The 18,443-nt window shown below is 43.6% G+C and carries 18 protein-coding genes; 5 read left to right on the top strand and 13 right to left on the bottom strand.

Annotated features, from left to right (window positions below; all coding sequences use genetic code 11):
• Positions 1-120 precede the first annotated feature (120 nt).
• Entirely contained in the window at positions 121-657 is a 537-nt protein-coding gene (aroQ, locus tag SJY28_RS10920; RefSeq protein ID WP_379544463.1) for a type II 3-dehydroquinate dehydratase, read from the bottom strand.
• A 446-nt stretch (positions 658-1,103) separates the two neighbouring features.
• Between aroQ and SJY28_RS10915 the strand changes: the two genes are divergently transcribed.
• Positions 1,104-1,319: a cold-shock protein gene (locus SJY28_RS10915; protein ID WP_057760416.1), complete on the top strand. Its 216-nt coding sequence runs from the start codon at positions 1,104-1,106 to the stop codon at positions 1,317-1,319.
• Positions 1,320-1,609: 290 nt separating this feature from the next.
• On the top strand, positions 1,610-2,764 hold the full coding sequence (locus SJY28_RS10910; protein WP_379544462.1) for a DEAD/DEAH box helicase: 1,155 nt from the start codon (positions 1,610-1,612) through the stop codon (positions 2,762-2,764).
• Between the two features lie 106 nt (positions 2,765-2,870).
• On the opposite strand, the gene SJY28_RS10905 is transcribed toward SJY28_RS10910, so the two are convergent.
• The 8 genes from SJY28_RS10905 to ilvA form a co-directional block, all read right to left on the bottom strand.
• Complete coding sequence (locus SJY28_RS10905) at positions 2,871-3,770, bottom strand: sulfite exporter TauE/SafE family protein (RefSeq protein WP_379544461.1); 900 nt, start codon at positions 3,768-3,770, stop codon at positions 2,871-2,873.
• A 97-nt stretch (positions 3,771-3,867) separates the two neighbouring features.
• Positions 3,868-4,128 carry a cbb3-type cytochrome oxidase assembly protein CcoS gene (ccoS, locus tag SJY28_RS10900; RefSeq protein WP_298807580.1) on the bottom strand — a complete coding sequence of 87 codons (261 nt, stop codon included), beginning with the start codon at positions 4,126-4,128 and terminating at the stop codon, positions 3,868-3,870.
• A gap of 115 nt (positions 4,129-4,243) precedes the next feature.
• Positions 4,244-4,954: a YdcF family protein gene (locus tag SJY28_RS10895; RefSeq protein WP_379544460.1), complete on the bottom strand. Its 711-nt coding sequence runs from the start codon at positions 4,952-4,954 to the stop codon at positions 4,244-4,246.
• 67 nt (positions 4,955-5,021) lie between these two features.
• On the bottom strand, positions 5,022-6,062 hold the full coding sequence (gene murB / locus SJY28_RS10890) for a UDP-N-acetylmuramate dehydrogenase (RefSeq protein WP_379544986.1): 1,041 nt from the start codon (positions 6,060-6,062) through the stop codon (positions 5,022-5,024).
• A 315-nt stretch (positions 6,063-6,377) separates the two neighbouring features.
• Positions 6,378-6,875 (bottom strand): low molecular weight protein-tyrosine-phosphatase, encoded by a 498-nt coding sequence (locus SJY28_RS10885; RefSeq protein ID WP_191113680.1) that lies wholly within the window; start codon positions 6,873-6,875, stop codon positions 6,378-6,380.
• A 207-nt stretch (positions 6,876-7,082) separates the two neighbouring features.
• Positions 7,083-7,505 carry an RNA-binding S4 domain-containing protein gene (locus tag SJY28_RS10880; protein ID WP_379544459.1) on the bottom strand — a complete coding sequence of 141 codons (423 nt, stop codon included), beginning with the start codon at positions 7,503-7,505 and terminating at the stop codon, positions 7,083-7,085.
• Between the two features lie 98 nt (positions 7,506-7,603).
• Entirely contained in the window at positions 7,604-8,002 is a 399-nt protein-coding gene (locus tag SJY28_RS10875; RefSeq protein ID WP_379544458.1) for an excalibur calcium-binding domain-containing protein, read from the bottom strand.
• 101 nt (positions 8,003-8,103) lie between these two features.
• Complete coding sequence (gene ilvA / locus SJY28_RS10870; protein ID WP_379544457.1) at positions 8,104-9,657, bottom strand: threonine ammonia-lyase, biosynthetic; 1,554 nt, start codon at positions 9,655-9,657, stop codon at positions 8,104-8,106.
• Positions 9,658-9,963: 306 nt separating this feature from the next.
• Here ilvA and rpiA point away from each other — a divergent pair, with 306 nt between their 5' ends.
• A complete protein-coding gene (gene rpiA / locus SJY28_RS10865) occupies positions 9,964-10,623 on the top strand; it encodes a ribose-5-phosphate isomerase RpiA (protein WP_057760400.1) in 660 nt (219 codons plus the stop codon).
• A gap of 133 nt (positions 10,624-10,756) precedes the next feature.
• Here rpiA and argF read toward each other — a convergent pair whose 3' ends face one another.
• The 3 genes from argF to dnaB all read right to left on the bottom strand — a co-directional run bounded on the left by argF (position 10,757) and on the right by dnaB (position 14,587).
• A complete protein-coding gene (gene argF, locus SJY28_RS10860; protein ID WP_057760398.1) occupies positions 10,757-11,680 on the bottom strand; it encodes an ornithine carbamoyltransferase in 924 nt (307 codons plus the stop codon).
• Between the two features lie 217 nt (positions 11,681-11,897).
• A complete protein-coding gene (gene alr / locus SJY28_RS10855) occupies positions 11,898-13,004 on the bottom strand; it encodes an alanine racemase (RefSeq protein WP_379544456.1) in 1,107 nt (368 codons plus the stop codon).
• A gap of 179 nt (positions 13,005-13,183) precedes the next feature.
• Complete coding sequence (gene dnaB, locus SJY28_RS10850; RefSeq protein ID WP_057760393.1) at positions 13,184-14,587, bottom strand: replicative DNA helicase; 1,404 nt, start codon at positions 14,585-14,587, stop codon at positions 13,184-13,186.
• Positions 14,588-14,885: 298 nt separating this feature from the next.
• Between dnaB and pdxA the strand changes: the two genes are divergently transcribed.
• A complete protein-coding gene (pdxA, locus tag SJY28_RS10845) occupies positions 14,886-15,986 on the top strand; it encodes a 4-hydroxythreonine-4-phosphate dehydrogenase PdxA (protein ID WP_379544455.1) in 1,101 nt (366 codons plus the stop codon).
• A 161-nt stretch (positions 15,987-16,147) separates the two neighbouring features.
• On the opposite strand, the gene SJY28_RS10840 is transcribed toward pdxA, so the two are convergent.
• Positions 16,148-16,927 carry a transglutaminase family protein gene (locus tag SJY28_RS10840; protein WP_379544454.1) on the bottom strand — a complete coding sequence of 260 codons (780 nt, stop codon included), beginning with the start codon at positions 16,925-16,927 and terminating at the stop codon, positions 16,148-16,150.
• 519 nt (positions 16,928-17,446) lie between these two features.
• Here SJY28_RS10840 and rsmA point away from each other — a divergent pair.
• Positions 17,447-18,310: a 16S rRNA (adenine(1518)-N(6)/adenine(1519)-N(6))-dimethyltransferase RsmA gene (gene rsmA, locus SJY28_RS10835; RefSeq protein ID WP_057760387.1), complete on the top strand. Its 864-nt coding sequence runs from the start codon at positions 17,447-17,449 to the stop codon at positions 18,308-18,310.
• The last annotated feature ends 133 nt before the right edge of the window (positions 18,311-18,443 follow it).

The following is an 18,443-nucleotide window of genomic DNA, read 5'->3' as shown; positions in this document are numbered from 1 at the left end:
TGTCACCGTATAATGGGTTGTTTGCTCAGTCGTAATTCTATTATTTTAATTGCAAGATTACTGTTTGACTAATGTGTGAAGACGCGAGTAATCATTTATAAAAAAGTAAGCGCCGTCATATCATTTGTTTGTGTCAACTGCATACATATTGATCAACCAGTAATCAAGCGCCATTTGATAACCCAATTGTCCCAACCCGCAAATAACTCCGACCGCAACGTCACTTAAATATGAATGATGGCGGAAAGGCTCACGGGCATGAACATTGGATAAATGTACTTCTATAAATGGCTTTTGGGTGGCCAATAGCGCATCGCGCAGAGCCACTGAAGTATGCGTAAAGGCAGCTGGATTAATGATGATAGCATCGACTTGAGCAGATTTATCCGCCAATAACCCATGATGCTGAATGTCATCTACTAACTTACCTTCATGGTTGGACTGTATGCATATTAACTCTACATCGTGACGAGCGGCGTGCTCAACTAATTGCTTTTCTATATCGGCAAGTGTCGTATGACCATAAATGTGCGGTTCTCGCTTGCCTAGTAAATTTAGATTTACGCCATTTACCAGTAGTAATTTATGAGTCAGTATTTGATTTGAATTTACGTTAGTCGATTGTTCGGCTGTTTTTGAGGGAGTGGAGGCGGTCATAATGGTCTCGGTAACTATTGGGCGGTGTTAATAATTTATTATAATATAAGAATAATCTAAGGTGCGCGGCGTTAAGCTAAAATGGCTTCAACGCATTTTGCTCTTTATCATAACAGCTTGCCAGCTAGGTTATAAAAATTTGTCTAAAAAGATTATTTAGATATCAAAAAGCATATTAAAAGTCTTTATGTTGCTAAAAACCCGTGCTATGATATTTTTTATGCAATAAATATTGCAAGTTTGTTGCTATCATCAAGTTTCGTGACGATAAGGGCGTTTAGCAAATTCGTTATAGAAGTATTATGTAGGTAATTAAAGTACTGCATAGACGATGATAAGTAGAGTAGTAATACTCTTAATTTTTGATTTCATAATCTTAGACCCTGTTTATATGCAATGTCGCAAAGGAAGCTAGGGCTAAGCGGACTTTTTTAGGAAGTAATATTATGTCAGCTCGTGAGCAAGGTATCGTTAAGTGGTTTAATGACTCAAAAGGCTTTGGTTTCATTCAACGTGACAGCGGAGAAGATATTTTTGTCCATTTCCGCGCGATTCAGGGTGATGGCTATCGTTCTCTAAAAGATGGCGAAAAAGTTGAGTTCAGCGTAGTAGAAGGTGATAAAGGTCTTCAAGCTGAAGAAGTCAGAAAGATAGAAGAGTAATTTACTCAGACATTAAAGCGGTTTAGTTATAATGTCTGTACAAACTACTGATATACTACTGAGTCAAGCCCATCTTATCTTACCTATGTTGAGTGAACTGCAGCATATTTGGTAGGATTGGATTTGGGCTTGGCTTTTTTTATGCCTATATGTCTGATGGCTTTCCCTAGACTTGATAAAGCTACTCTTACTGATTACGGTTTAAACGCTACATTTGACACTATAAAGGTTCATTGTGAGCCTATTTATAACTAATAAAATACAAGCAATTCATTTAAAAGGATATTTTTTTGAGCAATTTTACAACGTTTACTGATTTGCCACTTTCAACAGCGACCCTGCGTGCAGTAAGTGATCTAGGCTTTACTGAATTGACACCCATTCAAGCAAAGATACTACCGCATACATTGGCACATCAAGATGCTATCGGACAAGCACAAACGGGCACAGGGAAAACAGCGACTTTTCTACTGACTATTATGGAAGCCTTGCTTAAGCGTCCATTTACCAACGACGAAGAGCGTTATCTTGGTGAGCCGCGCGCTGTGATCATGGCGCCAACTCGCGAACTGGCTCAGCAAATATTTGATGACTGTATTGCATTAACCAAATATACCTCGCTACATAGCGTCTGTATTATGGGCGGTACTAACTATGAAACTCAGCAGCATGAGCTTGAACGTCAATACGTTGATATCTTGGTAGCGACGCCTGGCCGTCTAATTGACCTTGCTAATAAAGGCATGGTGTATCTAGATAGAGTAGAGGTACTGGTACTTGATGAAGCCGATCGTATGTTAGATATGGGGTTCATTCCTGATATCAAACGCCTAGTTGGTCGAATGCCTGCCAATACCGATCGCCAAAGCTTGTTGTTTTCTGCAACCTTTAACCAAGATGTTATGAATTTGGCCTATCGTTGGTTACATGAGCCTCAATTTGTTGAAATTGAGCCTGAACACAAGACCAGCGAGTTAGTAGATCAGCATTTTTATTTGCTGACAGAAGATCAAAAGCTGGACGCCTTGCAGCGTATTATCAGTGATGAAGCAGTAGAGAAGGTCATCGTCTTTGCCAATCGTAAAGACCAAGTAAAGCGTCTATATCACAAACTGCGTCAAGCGCATAATATTGTGATGCTCTCAGGTGATGTCATTCAGCAAAAACGTGAGAAGTACTTACAGCGATTTAAAGATGGTCACGCATCTATTTTGGTGGCGACAGATGTAGCAGGGCGCGGTATCCATGTCGATGATATCAGCCATGTGGTTAATTTTACTTTGCCTGATCAGCCAGATGACTATGTACACCGTATCGGTCGTACGGGCCGTGCGGGTCAGACAGGTATTAGTATCAGCTTTGTGAGTGAGGATGATGCCTTTAATATACCAGCATTAGAGAAGCATTTAGAAACCAAGTTTACGCTTGAGCAATGGCAGGAATAATTGCTATAAACTGAGCATTATTCAACAAGCAAAAGCCCTCAATATCAAAAATGGTATTGAGGGCTTTTTTATATGCTAAGTGTTAATAGTATCTGTTTAGATAACTTTATTGAGCGTGTTCCATCATTTCAATATGCTCATGATGATTCATGTCCATCGATTCATCACTCATGTCATGCATACTATGATCCATATGGCTGTCCATATCCTGCATGTTATGATCCATGTCTTCTGCCATATCCATATCGTGATTCATTTGGCTCATGTCGTGAGAGTCCATATCAGACATCATAGCAGCGTGGCTACCATGATTCATCTCACCATGGCCGCCATGCATATTTGCCATGACCATCGGCACGACTGCTACTGCCAAACCTGATATGACCATAACCGCACCATTTAACTGCCTTAAGCGAAAACGTCCGATCTTATCACGTAGCCAACCGACCGTTTCATGCGTCGCAACCAACATCGGTATGGTTCCTAGACCAAAGACAAACATCAATGCAGCACCGCTTAATGGATTATGAGCAACGACGGCAATCAGTAGAGCGCCATATACCAAACCACAAGGCAAAAAGCCCCAAAGCAAACCTGCTGTTAGTGCGCGCGGAAAAGTATTAAGTGGAAATACCTTTTGGCGCAATGGGCTAAGATACTGCCAAAATCGCATACCAAAACGTTCGAGCTTAGTCAAAAACGGCGCACCAAGCATCGTCACACCGACGAATACCAGTACCAATCCCAATAAGATACGCGGTGTACTATTACCCATCATCAATGGCTTTAATACGGTAATACCGATAAGCCCTGCAATTAAACCCAATAATGCGTAACTTGTTAAACGGCCAAGATGGTAAGTGGCCACCAAAGCACGACGCTTGGCAGGGCTGACATCTTTCATAGACAGACCAAACGCGGTCACAAGACCACCACACATGCCTAAGCAATGCGGTGAACCAAAGAATCCCATTAGTAATGCCGCCACAAGTAAAGCGATGGTCATGAATGCGTCTCCTAAGAATGGTAAAGGGCGAACTTGCTAGTGCTGAACTGGTTAATAAAACGGCACCAATAAATTACGCATTTATAAGGTAGATAAATTAGATGTTTGAATCTTTATTTATCTCAGAATTATCGTTATTTCCATCAGTTGCCGCTGTTTTATCTTTTTGCTGGGTAGGTGCTGAGCGTTCATGAGCCTGCATAGTTTGGCGTCGTTCTTGACGGTCATCCAATATAATACGCTGTGATGCATTGTCCAGATCTTCAAATTGATTTGACTTGACCGCATAACGCACCGCCCAAATAGCAACCACAAACAGCATGAGACTTAATGGAATTAATAAAAATATACTGAGCATGGCAAATCTCTTAAATAGCAGTGTCTCTTATTATTATACACCCATCACAAATGTAGTGGATGACTGGTAGCATTTAGAATGGATCTCTCAATGGTACCGTATACATTTCTAACGTTTATTCGTCAGAGTTTTTTGCGGCATTGCCTCTTGGAGTCAATAGTTGCTGTGAAGTCACGTCATTGGCATGGCGACAGTCCATCTGTGGACGTATCACATCGCGCAGGTAGGCTGCGACCTCATAGACAGCGCGCCGTGAGTGACTTAAGTTGTGGGCAGGTTTCATCCAGTCGCGTCTTACTGGCAGTGGCGCAGGAAGTGGTGTGCTGTTAATACCATTTAAGGCAAACTGTCTGCGTGCACGCGCCATATGATAGCTATCAGTAACCAGATATACATGGCGTAGCGGAATGCGTTTGGCAGTAAAACGGGCGTTTTCACATGTATTCATGCTGGCATTTTCACTTATCAGTCCGTCGATACCGTGTTCCATCAACCATTGACCGAGCCATGGAGCTTCAGCACCACTCAGTACGATCGGTAGAGGTAAGTCATGGTAAGCGCCTGCAGCGGTACGGGCGCGATTGAGACTATAGCGATTCAAGATAATCTGGTTGTTGTGGTCATTGGTCAGACCGCCGCCTAGGACTACATAGACGGTAGGCGGTGAGCTCATGGCAGCAGAAGGCATATCAGGTAGCGGCAGTAGAGAAAAGATATAAACGATTGCTTGCGAAAACAGCGGGGTAAATAGGCTAATAATCACTAAAATAACAGACGTGGAGCCTAGTATAAAAGTAATATTGATAATGCGAAAAAGCGTCGCCATGCGTTCAGAAAACCGCAAGTAATATCGCCATAATCGTTTAGATAATAGCCGCTTAGACCATGATTTTTTAGGCCACATGCTCAGCATATCCAATTGAGCCATCGGCATTTACCCAGACTGGCTCACGTGACAATTGAATGGCAAATTTTTCATAGACAGTAGCAGCGATATGTTTTTGCGCTATAGCTACATCCTCTTGTGTGGCTTGTTGAGGCGTATGGTTGGTCAGTACTAGTGCTTGCTGCTTATGAGTAAAAATAGGTGCAATACCGCCGCCTTTTAATCCCGCTTGTTCAATGAGCCACCCTGCAGCCACCTTTACCATTGCATCAGGCATCGCATAACCAACGATAGCTGGATAAGTTACTTGCAGCGCCGTGAATTGCTCCTGAGCGATAATAGGATTTTGAAAAAAACTGCCACAATTAGGTAGCTGCTTAGGGTCTGGCAGCTTTTGTTGTCTAATATCTATAATAGCTTGCATAACGTCAGCAGGCATTGCTTGCTCGCGCCCTTGTTGCTCCGCATAGCGCTGCGCCACAGTCTGTACATCGCCGTAACTGGCTAAAATATTGGCAGAATCAGTATGTAATCTGAAACCTACACGACTAATAAGCCATGTGTTTGGCGTACGTTTAAAGATACTGTCACGATAGCCAAATTGGCAATCAGCAGCTGATAAATGGTGCCAAGTTTGTGTCGGCAAATGATAGGCGCGTACATACTGTAAGCGGTCTTCTAATTGTACGCCGTATGCACCGATATTTTGTATGGGTGCCGCGCCAGTTAGACCTGGTATTAGTGCAAGATTTTCTAACCCATACCAACCTTGATTGACCGTATGAACGACCAAATCATGCCAGTTCTCGCCAGCCATTACCTCGATATTAACATAATCGTCAGTTTGTTCGGTCAGACTAATACCACGCATCTTTGGCTGTAATACTATGGCTTTCAAAGCGGCAGGCAATAAGACATTACTACCGCCAGACAGTACAAACAGTGGTAGCTTGTCTGCTGTATCCTCTATATAAGCTGCCATAAAGTCATCAAGCTGCGCCTCATTTTCTAACGTCACGACAGAGTCAGCAACACAGGCCAATGCCATAGTATTGTCATATGACAAGTCGATTGAATCATTGACTACGGCAGTCGATGAAACATTCGAAACATCAGAGCTGATGATAGACTGAGTACTGTGGTCAAGGCGTGCAGCTTGGGTCATAACATAGCCTATGTGGCAAAAGGATAATAAGTAATAAGGTAGTTATAGTTGTTTCAATTTAAAAGAGATACAAGGCAACTGAGTGCAGATGTAACTGTGATACTTCAAGCGAGGTTAACGCTGTAGCTCTTTTGTAGAAGCTTAACCATATTATAGAGGATACCGGATGCAAGAGTAGCAGAAATATAGACGGTATGGCTAGCAGGCTTTCCAGCTTTCTATCCAAGCTTGGGCGCTTGACTCGATACGCTCGATCACCTCTTCAAAATCATCGTTATCGCCCTTATAGGGATCTGGCACATCACTGCCGCAATAGGTAGGGTCTTCTTCACTGAATAGGGCTAGTGTTGCCAAACTATCTTCTGACTCTGCAATGCTGTCTTTGATAGCTTGTAGATCAGCTAAATTCTGTGAATCCATGGCTAAGATTAAATCAAAATCACGAAAGTCATTGGCACTGACTTGACGAGCGACCAGCTTATTAATTTTGTAGCCGTGTGACTTAGCATGACGTTGTGAGCGAGCATCAGGCGCACTGCCAACGTGCCAATCACTAGTGCCTGCTGAGTCTACTTTTATGGATAGTCCAGCAATCGCTGCTTGCTGACGGAAAACTTCTTCAGCAGTAGGGGAGCGGCAGATATTTCCCAAACATACCAATAATACAGACGAGGGAGTACAGGCTTTCATCAGCATAATATGACCTTCTATAACAAAAAAAACATGCTATAAGAGACCAGCATTGTTAATGCGGCTTTTATTAGCATGCAATCGATTGAATCAGCTGCTAGCGTAACGCTTAATGCTTGGAATGGCAAGGATAGAGACTAAACAATAGCGTCATTTAACAATGAAAATTTGGCCATATGATGCATGGCCAAAAGGTGAGATAGTGAAACGGTTTTAATCTTGATTACTTTTAAAACGCTGTAGATCGCGTCGCTCTTTTTTGTTGGGCTTGTTGTCAGGACGAGCAAGATTGGCCAGTTTGCGCTGTTCGGCATAGTAAGCACGGCGGGTTTCGCTTTCTTTGGTCTCTGAATATAGTACCTCAGCGGCAGTCGCATTGCCACGCTGGGCAGATAGCGCCTCAACAACGACCGTCTTTTCGGTCATAGTGGTCGCTGAGCCTTGGCGAATGGTTAGCTCATCTCCGACTGAAATCTCTTTACTGGTTTTTACCCGGCTACCAGCATAGTGTACGCGTCCACTTTCAATCGCTTGTTTGGCTAGGGTGCGTGTACGATAAAACCTAGCTGCCCAAAGCCATTTATCGAGACGGATTTTCACCAAACCTTGGTTATTATCATCAGTATTTTTTTTCATAAGAATCACTCTGCATTCGTTTTTATATTAAATCATAGTTTTATATAAACAATATTAGGGCAACTTTAATATTTGCAAATAGATTTGATGACTGTGGGTTAGTTGCACCATTGTTGTTCACAAGGTACACCATCGTGGTTACCATCCATTTTGGTATTAGGACAGTAGTTTGTGAAATAAGTGGCTTCTGCACAGGATGTCATTTGTGAGCAATGTGTTCTGCCGTCACATGAAAAGCTTGAAGTCGGTTGTGTTGATAAGACTGGAGTTGCAGTTGGCGCTGATGTTGAAGTGGTACCTAAATCAACGTATGTTGGCGCTATATCATCAATATTATCAATATTATCAACGTCAGTAGAGGTAAGAGTAGGTTGCATTACGATATCTGCTGCTGCATTGGTTGCAGGCTGACGTACCGTGTTTTTAGGTTGAAGGACTCTATAACCTATAAGCACGAAAATCAGACAGGTCAATATCACTAATACTTTGTTTATCACTGTGCCATACCTGCCAGCTCATAATCATTATTAATATAAAAATGGCAGTTTTTAATCGACTTAAAAACTGCCATTAAATAAAAAATATTCGTCTATTTTTACTATCTCAAAAACAACTGATAGCCAATATTGTCATTGACCGTGGCACAGTCATAACCAATATCTAAAAGTGCGTCTTGTAACTGACGAGAATTGCTTTCAGAGGCTTGCAGGCCAACCAGTACACGACCTTCAGCAGCACCATGGTTGCGGTAATGGAATAAGGTAATATTGAAGTCATCACCCAATTTCTCTAAGAACGTTAGCAATGCGCCTGGGCGTTCTGGGAATACCACTTGTAGCAATTGCTCGTTTTCGACATGAGCATGACCACCAATCAAATGACGGATATGTGATTTGGCGATATCATCATCAGTCAGGTCGTGAGCGGTATAGCCATCGTCTGACAATTGGTTACTGATGGTTTGACGCTCTTTTTCGCCTTCTTTTAAAGCAATGCCAACGAATATTGAGGCAGGTTCCATTGAGTCTGGTGACTTTTTGCTATCAGCACGATAGTTAAACTCAGTAATATTACGACCGTGTAGACTGCGACAGAAGTTCAAGAAAGCGCCTGTTTGTTCAGGGATAGTGACCCCAAAGATGGCTTCTTTTTTCTCACCGATTTCGGTACGCTCAGCGATATAACGCAGGCGGTCAAAATTCATATTGGCACCGCAAATGATACCGACGCAGTTTTTATCTTGAATATTATTGGCTTCGATATATTTTTTCATACCAGCGACTGATAACGCGCCAGCAGGTTCAACGATGCTACGATTTTCTTCAAAAATATCTTTGACAGCTGCACACACTTCATCATTGGTACAAGTAATCACTTCAGGTTCAACGATAGGACCTGAGTTATCGCTTTTTTGCGTACGGATGACGTCAAAAGGCAATTCACCAATCTGCGCCACTGCCACCCCATCTACGAACAATCCTACTTGCTCAAGCTTGACACGTTCACCTGTTTCAAGTGCTGCTTTTAGACAAGCTGACTGCTCAGCCTCTACCGCGATCACTTTTACATGCGGTGCCACTTCGCCTAAGAATGCGGCCACACCAGATATTAGGCCACCACCACCAACGGCAACGAATACATAGTCCATGTTGCGCCACTGTTGGGTCAGCTCAAGACCGATGGTACCTTGTCCTGCGATGACTAGCTCATCGTCATAAGGCGGAATAAAAGTAAGGCCTTCACGTTCAGCGCGGTCAATCGCATAACGGTTTGCTTGATCAAAACTATCTCCGTGTAGATCTACATTGCCACCAAGTGCTCTTACCGCATCTACTTTGATGTCAGGAGTCGTGGTTGGCATGACGATGATGTTGTTTAATGATAATTTGCGTGCAGAGTACGCCACGCCTTGTGCATGATTACCTGCTGAAGCGCAAATGACGCCACGCGCTTTTTGCTCATCGCTCAACTGACTGATGCGGTTATAGGCACCGCGCAATTTAAATGATTTGACTGGTTGTAAGTCTTCACGCTTAAATCGAATATCATTGGCAAAACGTTGGGTCAGCTTGGGCGCCGTTTCAAGTGGTGTTTGAATAGCAACGTCATAGACGGTGGCTTGTAAGATGGCTCGTACCCAGTGTGACAGCATAGTAATCCCTAAACAGAGTGAATATAAAAAGTGTAGATGAATATAAAAACGAAATAGATTAGCCTATGCCGATTTTTAGTATCTTGCAAGACTCAATTGCAGTTTTCTTGGGATTTCGTGCTTGAATTTACATGAAGTGCAGGTATTTGCATACGTTAAGTCTTAGGTAGGCACGATAGGACTCACAAATTAGCGTTATGATGCGCTAACATCCGTTAATATCATCGGTTATAATAGCCGCGCATTTTATCTGTTTTAGCCTTTTACTTTTTTTAAGACCATACGTTTATTTTCCAAGGATTTATGATGAGTGATCAGCAAGCACAAAAGCAAGCCGCGGCCAAAGCTGCTCTAAGCTATATCGAAGACGATATGATACTTGGGGTAGGGACAGGTAGTACGGTCAACTGTTTGATTGAGTTGTTGCCACAACTGAAGCTTGCTGGTGCCGTCGCTAGCTCACAGGTGACAGAAGATAAACTTCGTGCGCTTGGTATCGAAATAGTCGATTTAAACTTTGCTGGCACATTAGATGTGTATATCGATGGTGCGGATGAAGTCAATGAGCACTTGCAACTTATCAAGGGTGGCGGTGGTGCATTGACTCGCGAAAAAATTGTGGCCGCAGCTTCAAACAAGTTTGTCTGTATGGTCGATGATAGTAAAAGCGTTGATATACTAGGTCGCGCGTTTCCAGTACCGATTGAAGTATTACCACAAGCACGCTCTTATGTGGCTCGCCAATTGGCCAAATTGGGCGGTGAGCCAGTATATCGTGAAGACTTTGTCACTGATTATGGTAACGTTATCTTAGACACCTATGATTTGGATGTGAGTAATCCAATCGCGCTAGAAAAAGAGCTGAATAATATCGTCGGTGTGGTCTGTAATGGTATCTTTGCAGCAAACCAAGCAGACGTTCTGCTAAAAGCAGGTGCTAATGGTGTGACAACGCTCACGCGTTAATTTATGATCAAATCATTTGTATAAAAAAAGCCGTCCAGATCTGGGCGGCTTTTTTATTTGGGAACTTATTTAGGAGTTTGTTATCAAGTTATCTTACTATTGAATTCACTAGCTTTTTATAGAATAACCTAAGTTATGCAGGTAACTTGATTTTGTCTTTAAGTAAAAACTCCATCAATGCTTTCTGTGCATGTAAGCGGTTTTCAGCTTCGTCCCATACGACAGAGCGCGGGTCATTAAGCATGTCATGAGAGATTTCCTCGCCGCGATGGGCTGGCAAGCAATGCATAAACACCACTTCAGGGTCAGCCTTGTCTAATAGAGACGGCGTCACTTGATAAGGGGCAAAACGACGTGCACGTGTGTTTTGCTCTGATTCTTGACCCATACTTGCCCACACATCAGTGACAATTAAGTTAGAATCTTTTGCCGCGTCTTGTACGTTTTCTACCAGACTGACGCAGTGTGAAAAGCGCTCCATAAGTTTCGGATCAGGCTCAAACCCATAAGGCGCTGCCACACGTAGTTCAAAACCAAACTGATTGGCAGCTTGCATAAATGATGAGCACATATTGTTGCCATCACCGACCCAAGTCACAATCTTATTTTCGATACTACCGCGATGCTCGTAATAGGTTTGCATATCAGCAAGCAACTGGCAAGGATGATAATCATCGGTCAACGCATTGATAATCGGTACACTGGAATATTCAGCAAAGGTTTCAACTTTTTCGTGCCCAAAGGTACGAATCATGATGATATCAACCATGCTAGAAATCACGCGTGCTGAGTCTTCTAATGGCTCGCCGCGACCGAGCTGTGTATCGTTTGGTGATAAAAATATGGCGTTACCACCAAATTGACCCATACCCGTCTCAAATGAGATACGGGTACGCGTTGAAGATTTTTCAAATATCATGCCAAGCGTACGACCAACAAAAGGCTGGTATATCTCGCCTGCGTGCTGCATCTTACGCAATTCGCTTGCGCGTTTGATTAAGTTTTCTAGTTCTTGTTTGGTTAAATCAGATAAGGTTAAAAAATGGCGCAAACTCATAGTAATCCTAGCAGTCGATCGCAGTCAGTGAAACGTCATCAGTCTTCAATAGCATCGCGTCAGTGCGTATACTGGGTTGACAACAAACTTTTAGTATAGCGTATTTACTTTCAATGTAAACGTTCATTTTTATCAAGATCAAATGGCTTGCCAAATAGATCGAAATCACCTTAGCAAGCCACCATACCTTGTACGCTAATGACTGTGCCGCTAATGATTATGCCTGTGTACGGTTTGGACGTATGCTAAGGCGACATAACAGCTCATAGCTAATCGTACCAGCATGACCTGCTACTTCGTCGACACGCGGCGCATCGCCCCAGAGCATGACCTTGCTATCTATAGCAAGACTCTCAGGTGCGCTACTGATATCAATAACAATCATATCCATAGCCACGCGCCCAATCACTGGGCAGCGGTAGCTTTGGCTGTCATTAGCATCCATGACAGTGACATACGCATCATCCGTGACCACACGTGGGTAGCCATCGCCATATCCAACGCTGACCAAAGCGGTTCTGGTGTCTTGCTGCGCACGCCAACGGCTACCATAGCCGATCGCATCATTTGCGCTAACGGTTTGTAGAGCGATGATTTGAGCACTAAATTCCATCGCAGGCTGCAAGCCTAATTCTTGTGCGCTTTTATCAACCACAGGCGAGCTACCGTATAAGATAATGCCTGGACGTACCCAATCATAATGGTGTTCTGGGAAGTTGACGATGCCAGCAGAGTTGCATAATGAGCCTTGGATATCTGGGCTAATAGTGTCTTTCAAAGTCGCTAGCACGCTCGAGAAACGCTCAATCTGCATGGCATTTAATGGGTGATCGTGGTCATCAGCGTTGGCAAAATGCGTGGCCAGTATCAGTTGATAACCTGCTTCATGTAGGCGTTTTGCTGCTGATAGCACACCCTCAGCATTGAAACCCAAACGGTTCATGCCAGTATTGTATTTGAGCCAAGCGACTCTAGTTGCACTACCAGCTGGCGGGATATTTTGTAGTGCCCACTCTAGCTGTGGTCCGTGGTGAATCACGCAGCTAATATCATGATCAATCGCTTGTTGCCATTCATCAGCGGTAAACGCACCTTCTACCAGACCGATGGTTTTCTCCCAACCTAGCTGTCTGGCTTCTAGCGCTTCAGTCAACGTTGCGACCCCAATACCTTCTGCTTGCTGCAGGGCTGGCAAGACCGCCGCCACGCCATGTCCGTAAGCATTGGATTTGACCATAGCCAACACTTTAGACTGCGGTGCTCGTTGTTTGACTTGATTTAGGTTATGGGTAAGGGCTTTTGGTTTTATAGTAATAGTGCGCATAATCGCCTTCTATATGAGTAGAATTATGAAGTTATAAAGCCAGTACTGCATCGATTGAGTTGATGCGGTACTGGCTATTGTATTAAAAACTGATTATATAAAATTATTCATTAACCTATAATTGAAACTGAGTTTATATGAGGCTTAGTTCTTCTCAGAATCAAGTTTTATAAGGTTAGTTACTCATCATTCTCAAAACTCACGCCTTGATAGTACTCTGGCGTTAGATTGATAAAGCGGGTAAATTGACCTTCAAAGCCTAGACGAATAGTACCGATAGGACCGTTACGCTGTTTACCAATAATGATTTCCGCCACGCCTTTGTGGTCTGAGTTTTCATTATAAACCTCATCACGATAGATGAACATAATCAAATCGGCATCCTGCTCAATCGCACCAGATTCACGTAGATCCGACATGATAGGACGTTTATTTGGACGGTTTTCCAGACTACGGTTAAGCTGTGATAAGGCAATCACGGGACATTCAAGCTCACGTGCGAGCGCCTTTAAACTACGAGAAATCTCAGAAATCTCGCCAACACGGTTACCATCTAGGCTGGGCACTTTCATCAGCTGAAGATAATCGACCACGATTGCACCCAAGCGCCCATCATGGTTTTTGGCGATACGGCGGCAGCGGGAACGCATCTCAGACGGCGGTAGGGCAGTACTATCATCAATATATAAATGCTTTGATTGCAAATGTTGAATGGCGTTCATCATTTTTGCCCATTCATCTTCGTTCATTTGCCCAGAGCGCAGGTGTGTCTGGTTAATCGCGCCCCATGAGGATAGCAGACGCATGACGATAGATTCCGCAGGCATCTCCATCGAAAACACCACGACAGGCAAATCTTCATTAAACAAAATCCCTTCTGCCAAGTTCATCGCAAAAGTGGTTTTACCCATCGAAGGACGCGCAGCGACAATAATCAAGTCACCTGCTTGTAGGCCTTGAGTTTTGTTATTCAGCTCGGCAAATGGTGTCTGCAAACCAATCATGCCATCGGGGTTTGATTTGAGTTCTTGAATCTTATCGATAACATTGGTCAAGACAGAGGTAATACCGACAGGGCCGCGCTGTTCCGCGCGCTTGTTATGCTGCTCATTGATACTAAATATCTTACCCTCGACATTGTCTAGAATGTCGCTAACGCTTTGGTCTTTTGGGTTATAGGCAAGCGTCAGCATGTCATTACCAGTAGTAATCAGCTGGCGTAGGGTTGATAGTTCACGCACACGCTGGGCATAGGCAGTCAGGTTAAACAAAGTCGCAGGACTTTGGCTCAAGATATCAGCCAAATAACTGTCACCACCTGCACCTTTGAGTAATTTTTGCGCTTCTAACCAGTCGTGTACCATGACGGTATCATAAGGCTCATTCACTGCCGCCAAATGGGCAATGGCATCAAAAATATATTGATGTCGCCCAGCATAAAAGTCATCTTTGGTGACAATATCGGCAATCTTGTCGTACGCCTCTTCGATACTCATCAAAGACGCGAGCAATGCCTTTTCAATATCAATATTGTGCGGCGGTGTCTGATTGAGTAAGTCGTCGGTTTTGTCGTTTTCTGCCATGAGTGCCTAATGAGTCAAAATGGGTATAAAAAAGGATGTCGATGATAGAGCAATACAAACATAGAGCGCCTCTACGATAGAAGTACCAAAACGCGGTCTCAGGTTTGTCTGTAAATGCTACAATCAGATGCGAAAGTTTAACACATAATGTGGTTTTTTAGACTTGATAAAGCACTAAATCTGAAGTGATTGTTTTTTATGAAGTAAGAGATACCATACAATGTCTAAGTATAAAAGCTTAGAATAATAATTATAAATACAATAAAATCAATAATTTGAATAATATAAGGCTATTGTTATGACAGAAGAAAAGCGCCCGCTATTAATCACTACAGGTGAGCCTGCAGGTATTGGCATGGACGTAGTACTAGGACTAGCAGCAGAGGGTAAGTTACAAGACTTTGCTCGACCAATTTGGGTGACTGCTGATGCTAAAGCCATGCAAACTCGTGCGGAGGAATTGATTGCAGCTGGCGTGCTCAAAAGCACACCTAGCTGGCATACTATCAATAAAGATATAAATACCGATAATTTCGATGTTAACTTGGTAGAGCAGATATCGCAGCAAGATATAGACGCTGATAGTGCTTTTATCCTACTGAATATTCCTTGTGCCGCACCAGTTGTCTGCGGGCAAATCAATATCGCTAACTCGGCGATGGTGGCTCAGCAGTTAGATATTGCTCATAAACTGGCAACAAATAACACAGTCGCTGCCATCGTCACTGGGCCATTGCAAAAATCAGCGTTGATAGATGCTGGTATCAAGCTATTAGATGGCACCATGTTTAGTGGTCATACTGAGTTTTTTATGCAGCAAAGTGGCTGTGAGAAAGTCGTCATGATGCTTGCCAATCAAGCGATGAAAGTCGCGCTTGTCACTACGCATTTGCCATTAAAGGACATCCCAGCTGCGATTACTGCCGACAATGTACGCCAAACGGTACAAATTGTCATCGATGACATGAGAGAGAAGTTTGGTCTCACGCAGCCTCGTATCTTGGCTTGCGGTCTCAATCCACATGCAGGCGAGGGCGGGCATTTGGGTATGGAAGAAATTGAAATTATTAATCCAGTACTCAACGAGTTTATCAATATGGGCGTCAATATTTCAGAGGCAATGCCAGCGGATACGTTATTTACCACCAGACATTTAACAAACTGTGATGCGGTCATTGCCATGTATCACGACCAAGGTTTACCAGTATTAAAATCGCACGGTTTTGGCGATACGGTCAATCTAACCTTGGGCTTGCCTTATATTCGTACCTCTGTCGATCATGGTACGGCGCTAGATTTGGCAGGAAGCGGCGGTGCGAGTGCGACTAGCTTATATCAAGCACTAAGTATGGCTAATGAGATGGCTGATAAATCACTTATCGATGTACCTGCTGTATAAGTCAGTGCTTATAGATATTTTTCACATAGTACTTAATAATTTTATTATCAGTAATGCCTATCTAAAAAGGCAGCCGCCTAAGACTATTCAGTAAAATTTTTATCGTGCATGAGGAACAGCATCTGTCTTAAACGCAGGCCTGCATACCTAGGATCAGGACCCTAGGCTTGTCCAGTGACGGATACCGATTGGTTGATCAGCTCCATGGATCCGAACGAAGTTAAGAACGCGACGCTGGACGCATCGGACCCAACACCGATGCGGGCCATCGTGTCGGCACCTGCCATGCCAGTCGGATCAATGAGGTGCCAGCTCCCTTCAAGATAGACCTCGGCCACGGCATGAAAGTCTTGTGGTGTCACATCGGGCGCATAAACGCTCACAAACCTAGCTGGTATCGACGACGCGCGCGCTAGTGTTACGAGAACATGTGCAAAGTCGCGGCATACGCCCTGACGTTGAGCAAAGCTGTTGAGCGCGGTGGTTTGTGCATGGCTCGATCCGGGTACATAGCTAAATGCCGACTCGATCCAGTCGCGCATCGCGGCAATCCGTGCGCCGCCAGCGAGATTGCCAAACTCGGCGTCCACGAAGGCATGGAACTGTTCTGACGGGCAATAGTGAGACGGCATTAAATGCCTGATCGTCTCTCCGGGCAAAAGATGCAGGGGCGTTTGGGACAGTGCCGATATGTCTAAGGCAGGACGGTCAACGGCGATTTCTGCGAGATAAGTGCAGCTAAAATCCCCTTCAGCGTGAATCCAAATCCGCTCTCCTATGCCATCATCGGCGGTAACCCGTGAAAAATGCGCAACGTCTGATGTCCAAATCTCGGTCGAACGCACCCGTTGATCCGCAAGATCGGCAGCTTCAATCTGAAGCAAAAGATCCATGGGCTCTGAGAGTCTATAATGGAGTGTGACGTTAAGTTTCAGGATCATATGTGAATTCCCTAAGGGTATTTATCTGGCGGGCTGACGATCGGGTAGGGCTGAACCGCCTCGACTATATCAGAGACTGGCTTACTTTACTGGAGTCAGACAGCAATGCCTGACAGGGTTAAATTATCATAATACCGCTTTTCAGAATCAAAAGGTGAGACATAACCAATTGCGTTATGCAGTCGGGCTGTAATGAACCTGAGAAGTGTTAAAAATCGATTAATTATCGATTTAGTTTTACGCCGCGATTATTATGATGACTCCATCTTTGGACTTGTTTGTGTCTGCTAGCACTTGGTTTGACGCTGCCATTTAGCATATTCAGAGTTATATTATATGGATGTAGAGGTGAAAAGTTACCGAGTCAGTTGCTCGAAAGCATGGCTCGTCTATCGATAATAATTATTCAAAAACACAGCCTAATTATGAGCTGTGGTATAATTTGTCATTATAAAGTCAGCGTATCGCTGCCATTACATTATTATCGCCCATTTATCTTTTATACATTAAGACTCTTTTATGTCCAAAACTTCATTTGATGCTCAAACTATTTCTAACAGCTTACGTGCTGCCAAACATCAGCCGCGTAAGCGCTTTGGCCAAAACTTCCTGCATGATACTAGCGTCATTCGCGAAATCGTCGAAAGTATTCGTCTAGAGCGCGATGACAATTTAATCGAGATTGGGCCTGGTATGGGCGCATTGACCGAGCCGTTATTGGCAGAAGTGGATGCGATGACCGTGGTGGAGCTGGATCGCGATTTGGCAGATAGCTTGCGTATTCGTATCGGTGCCAATAGCCATCCAAACTTTGAGATTATCAAAGACAACGCGATGCATGTGGACTACCGTGAGCTATATAGTGAAGAGCGCGGTAAGCTGCGCGTGGTAGGTAACCTGCCATATAACATCTCTACGCCTATCTTATTTCATCTGCTTAGCTATGCCGATGTGATTCAAGACATGCATTTTATGTTGCAAAAAGAAGTGGTTGAACGTATCACGGCCGATGTGGGTAGCAAGACTTATGGCCGCTTATCGGTCATCATGCAGTATCACTGTGATACAGATTATTTGCTAACCGTTCCTCGCGGTGCGTTTAATCCACCACCAAAGGTGACCAGTGCCGTCTTCCGTCTGACACCGCATATCAACAAACCAGTAGTCGCAAATGATGAAGAGCACTTTGCTATTGTCGTACGTGAGACCTTTAACCATCGTCGCAAGACACTACGTGCTATCTTCAAAAAATCAACGTTGCTGCCGACATTGAGCGAAGACGATTTTGCGGCTTGTGGTATCGATCCGCAGGCACGACCTGAGACATTAAGCGTCACAGATTTTGTGAACCTAAGCAATCATTCACAACAGCTAGACGTATAATGTATTTTTGATACATAAAAGCATGCTACTAACCGTCAATTATAATGGCGGTTTTTTATGCTTTATTTTTGTGATTAGTGCTTAGGTATTTATTTCTTATCGAGCTGTCTTTAACTATCGTGTTTAAATCGTT

It is taken from the genome of Psychrobacter sp. R86515 (genome assembly GCF_042466315.1).
GTDB lineage: Bacteria > Pseudomonadota > Gammaproteobacteria > Pseudomonadales > Moraxellaceae > Psychrobacter.
The sequence above is the reverse complement of the archived record's forward strand: the minus strand, read 5'-3'. Positions and strand labels throughout refer to the sequence as shown.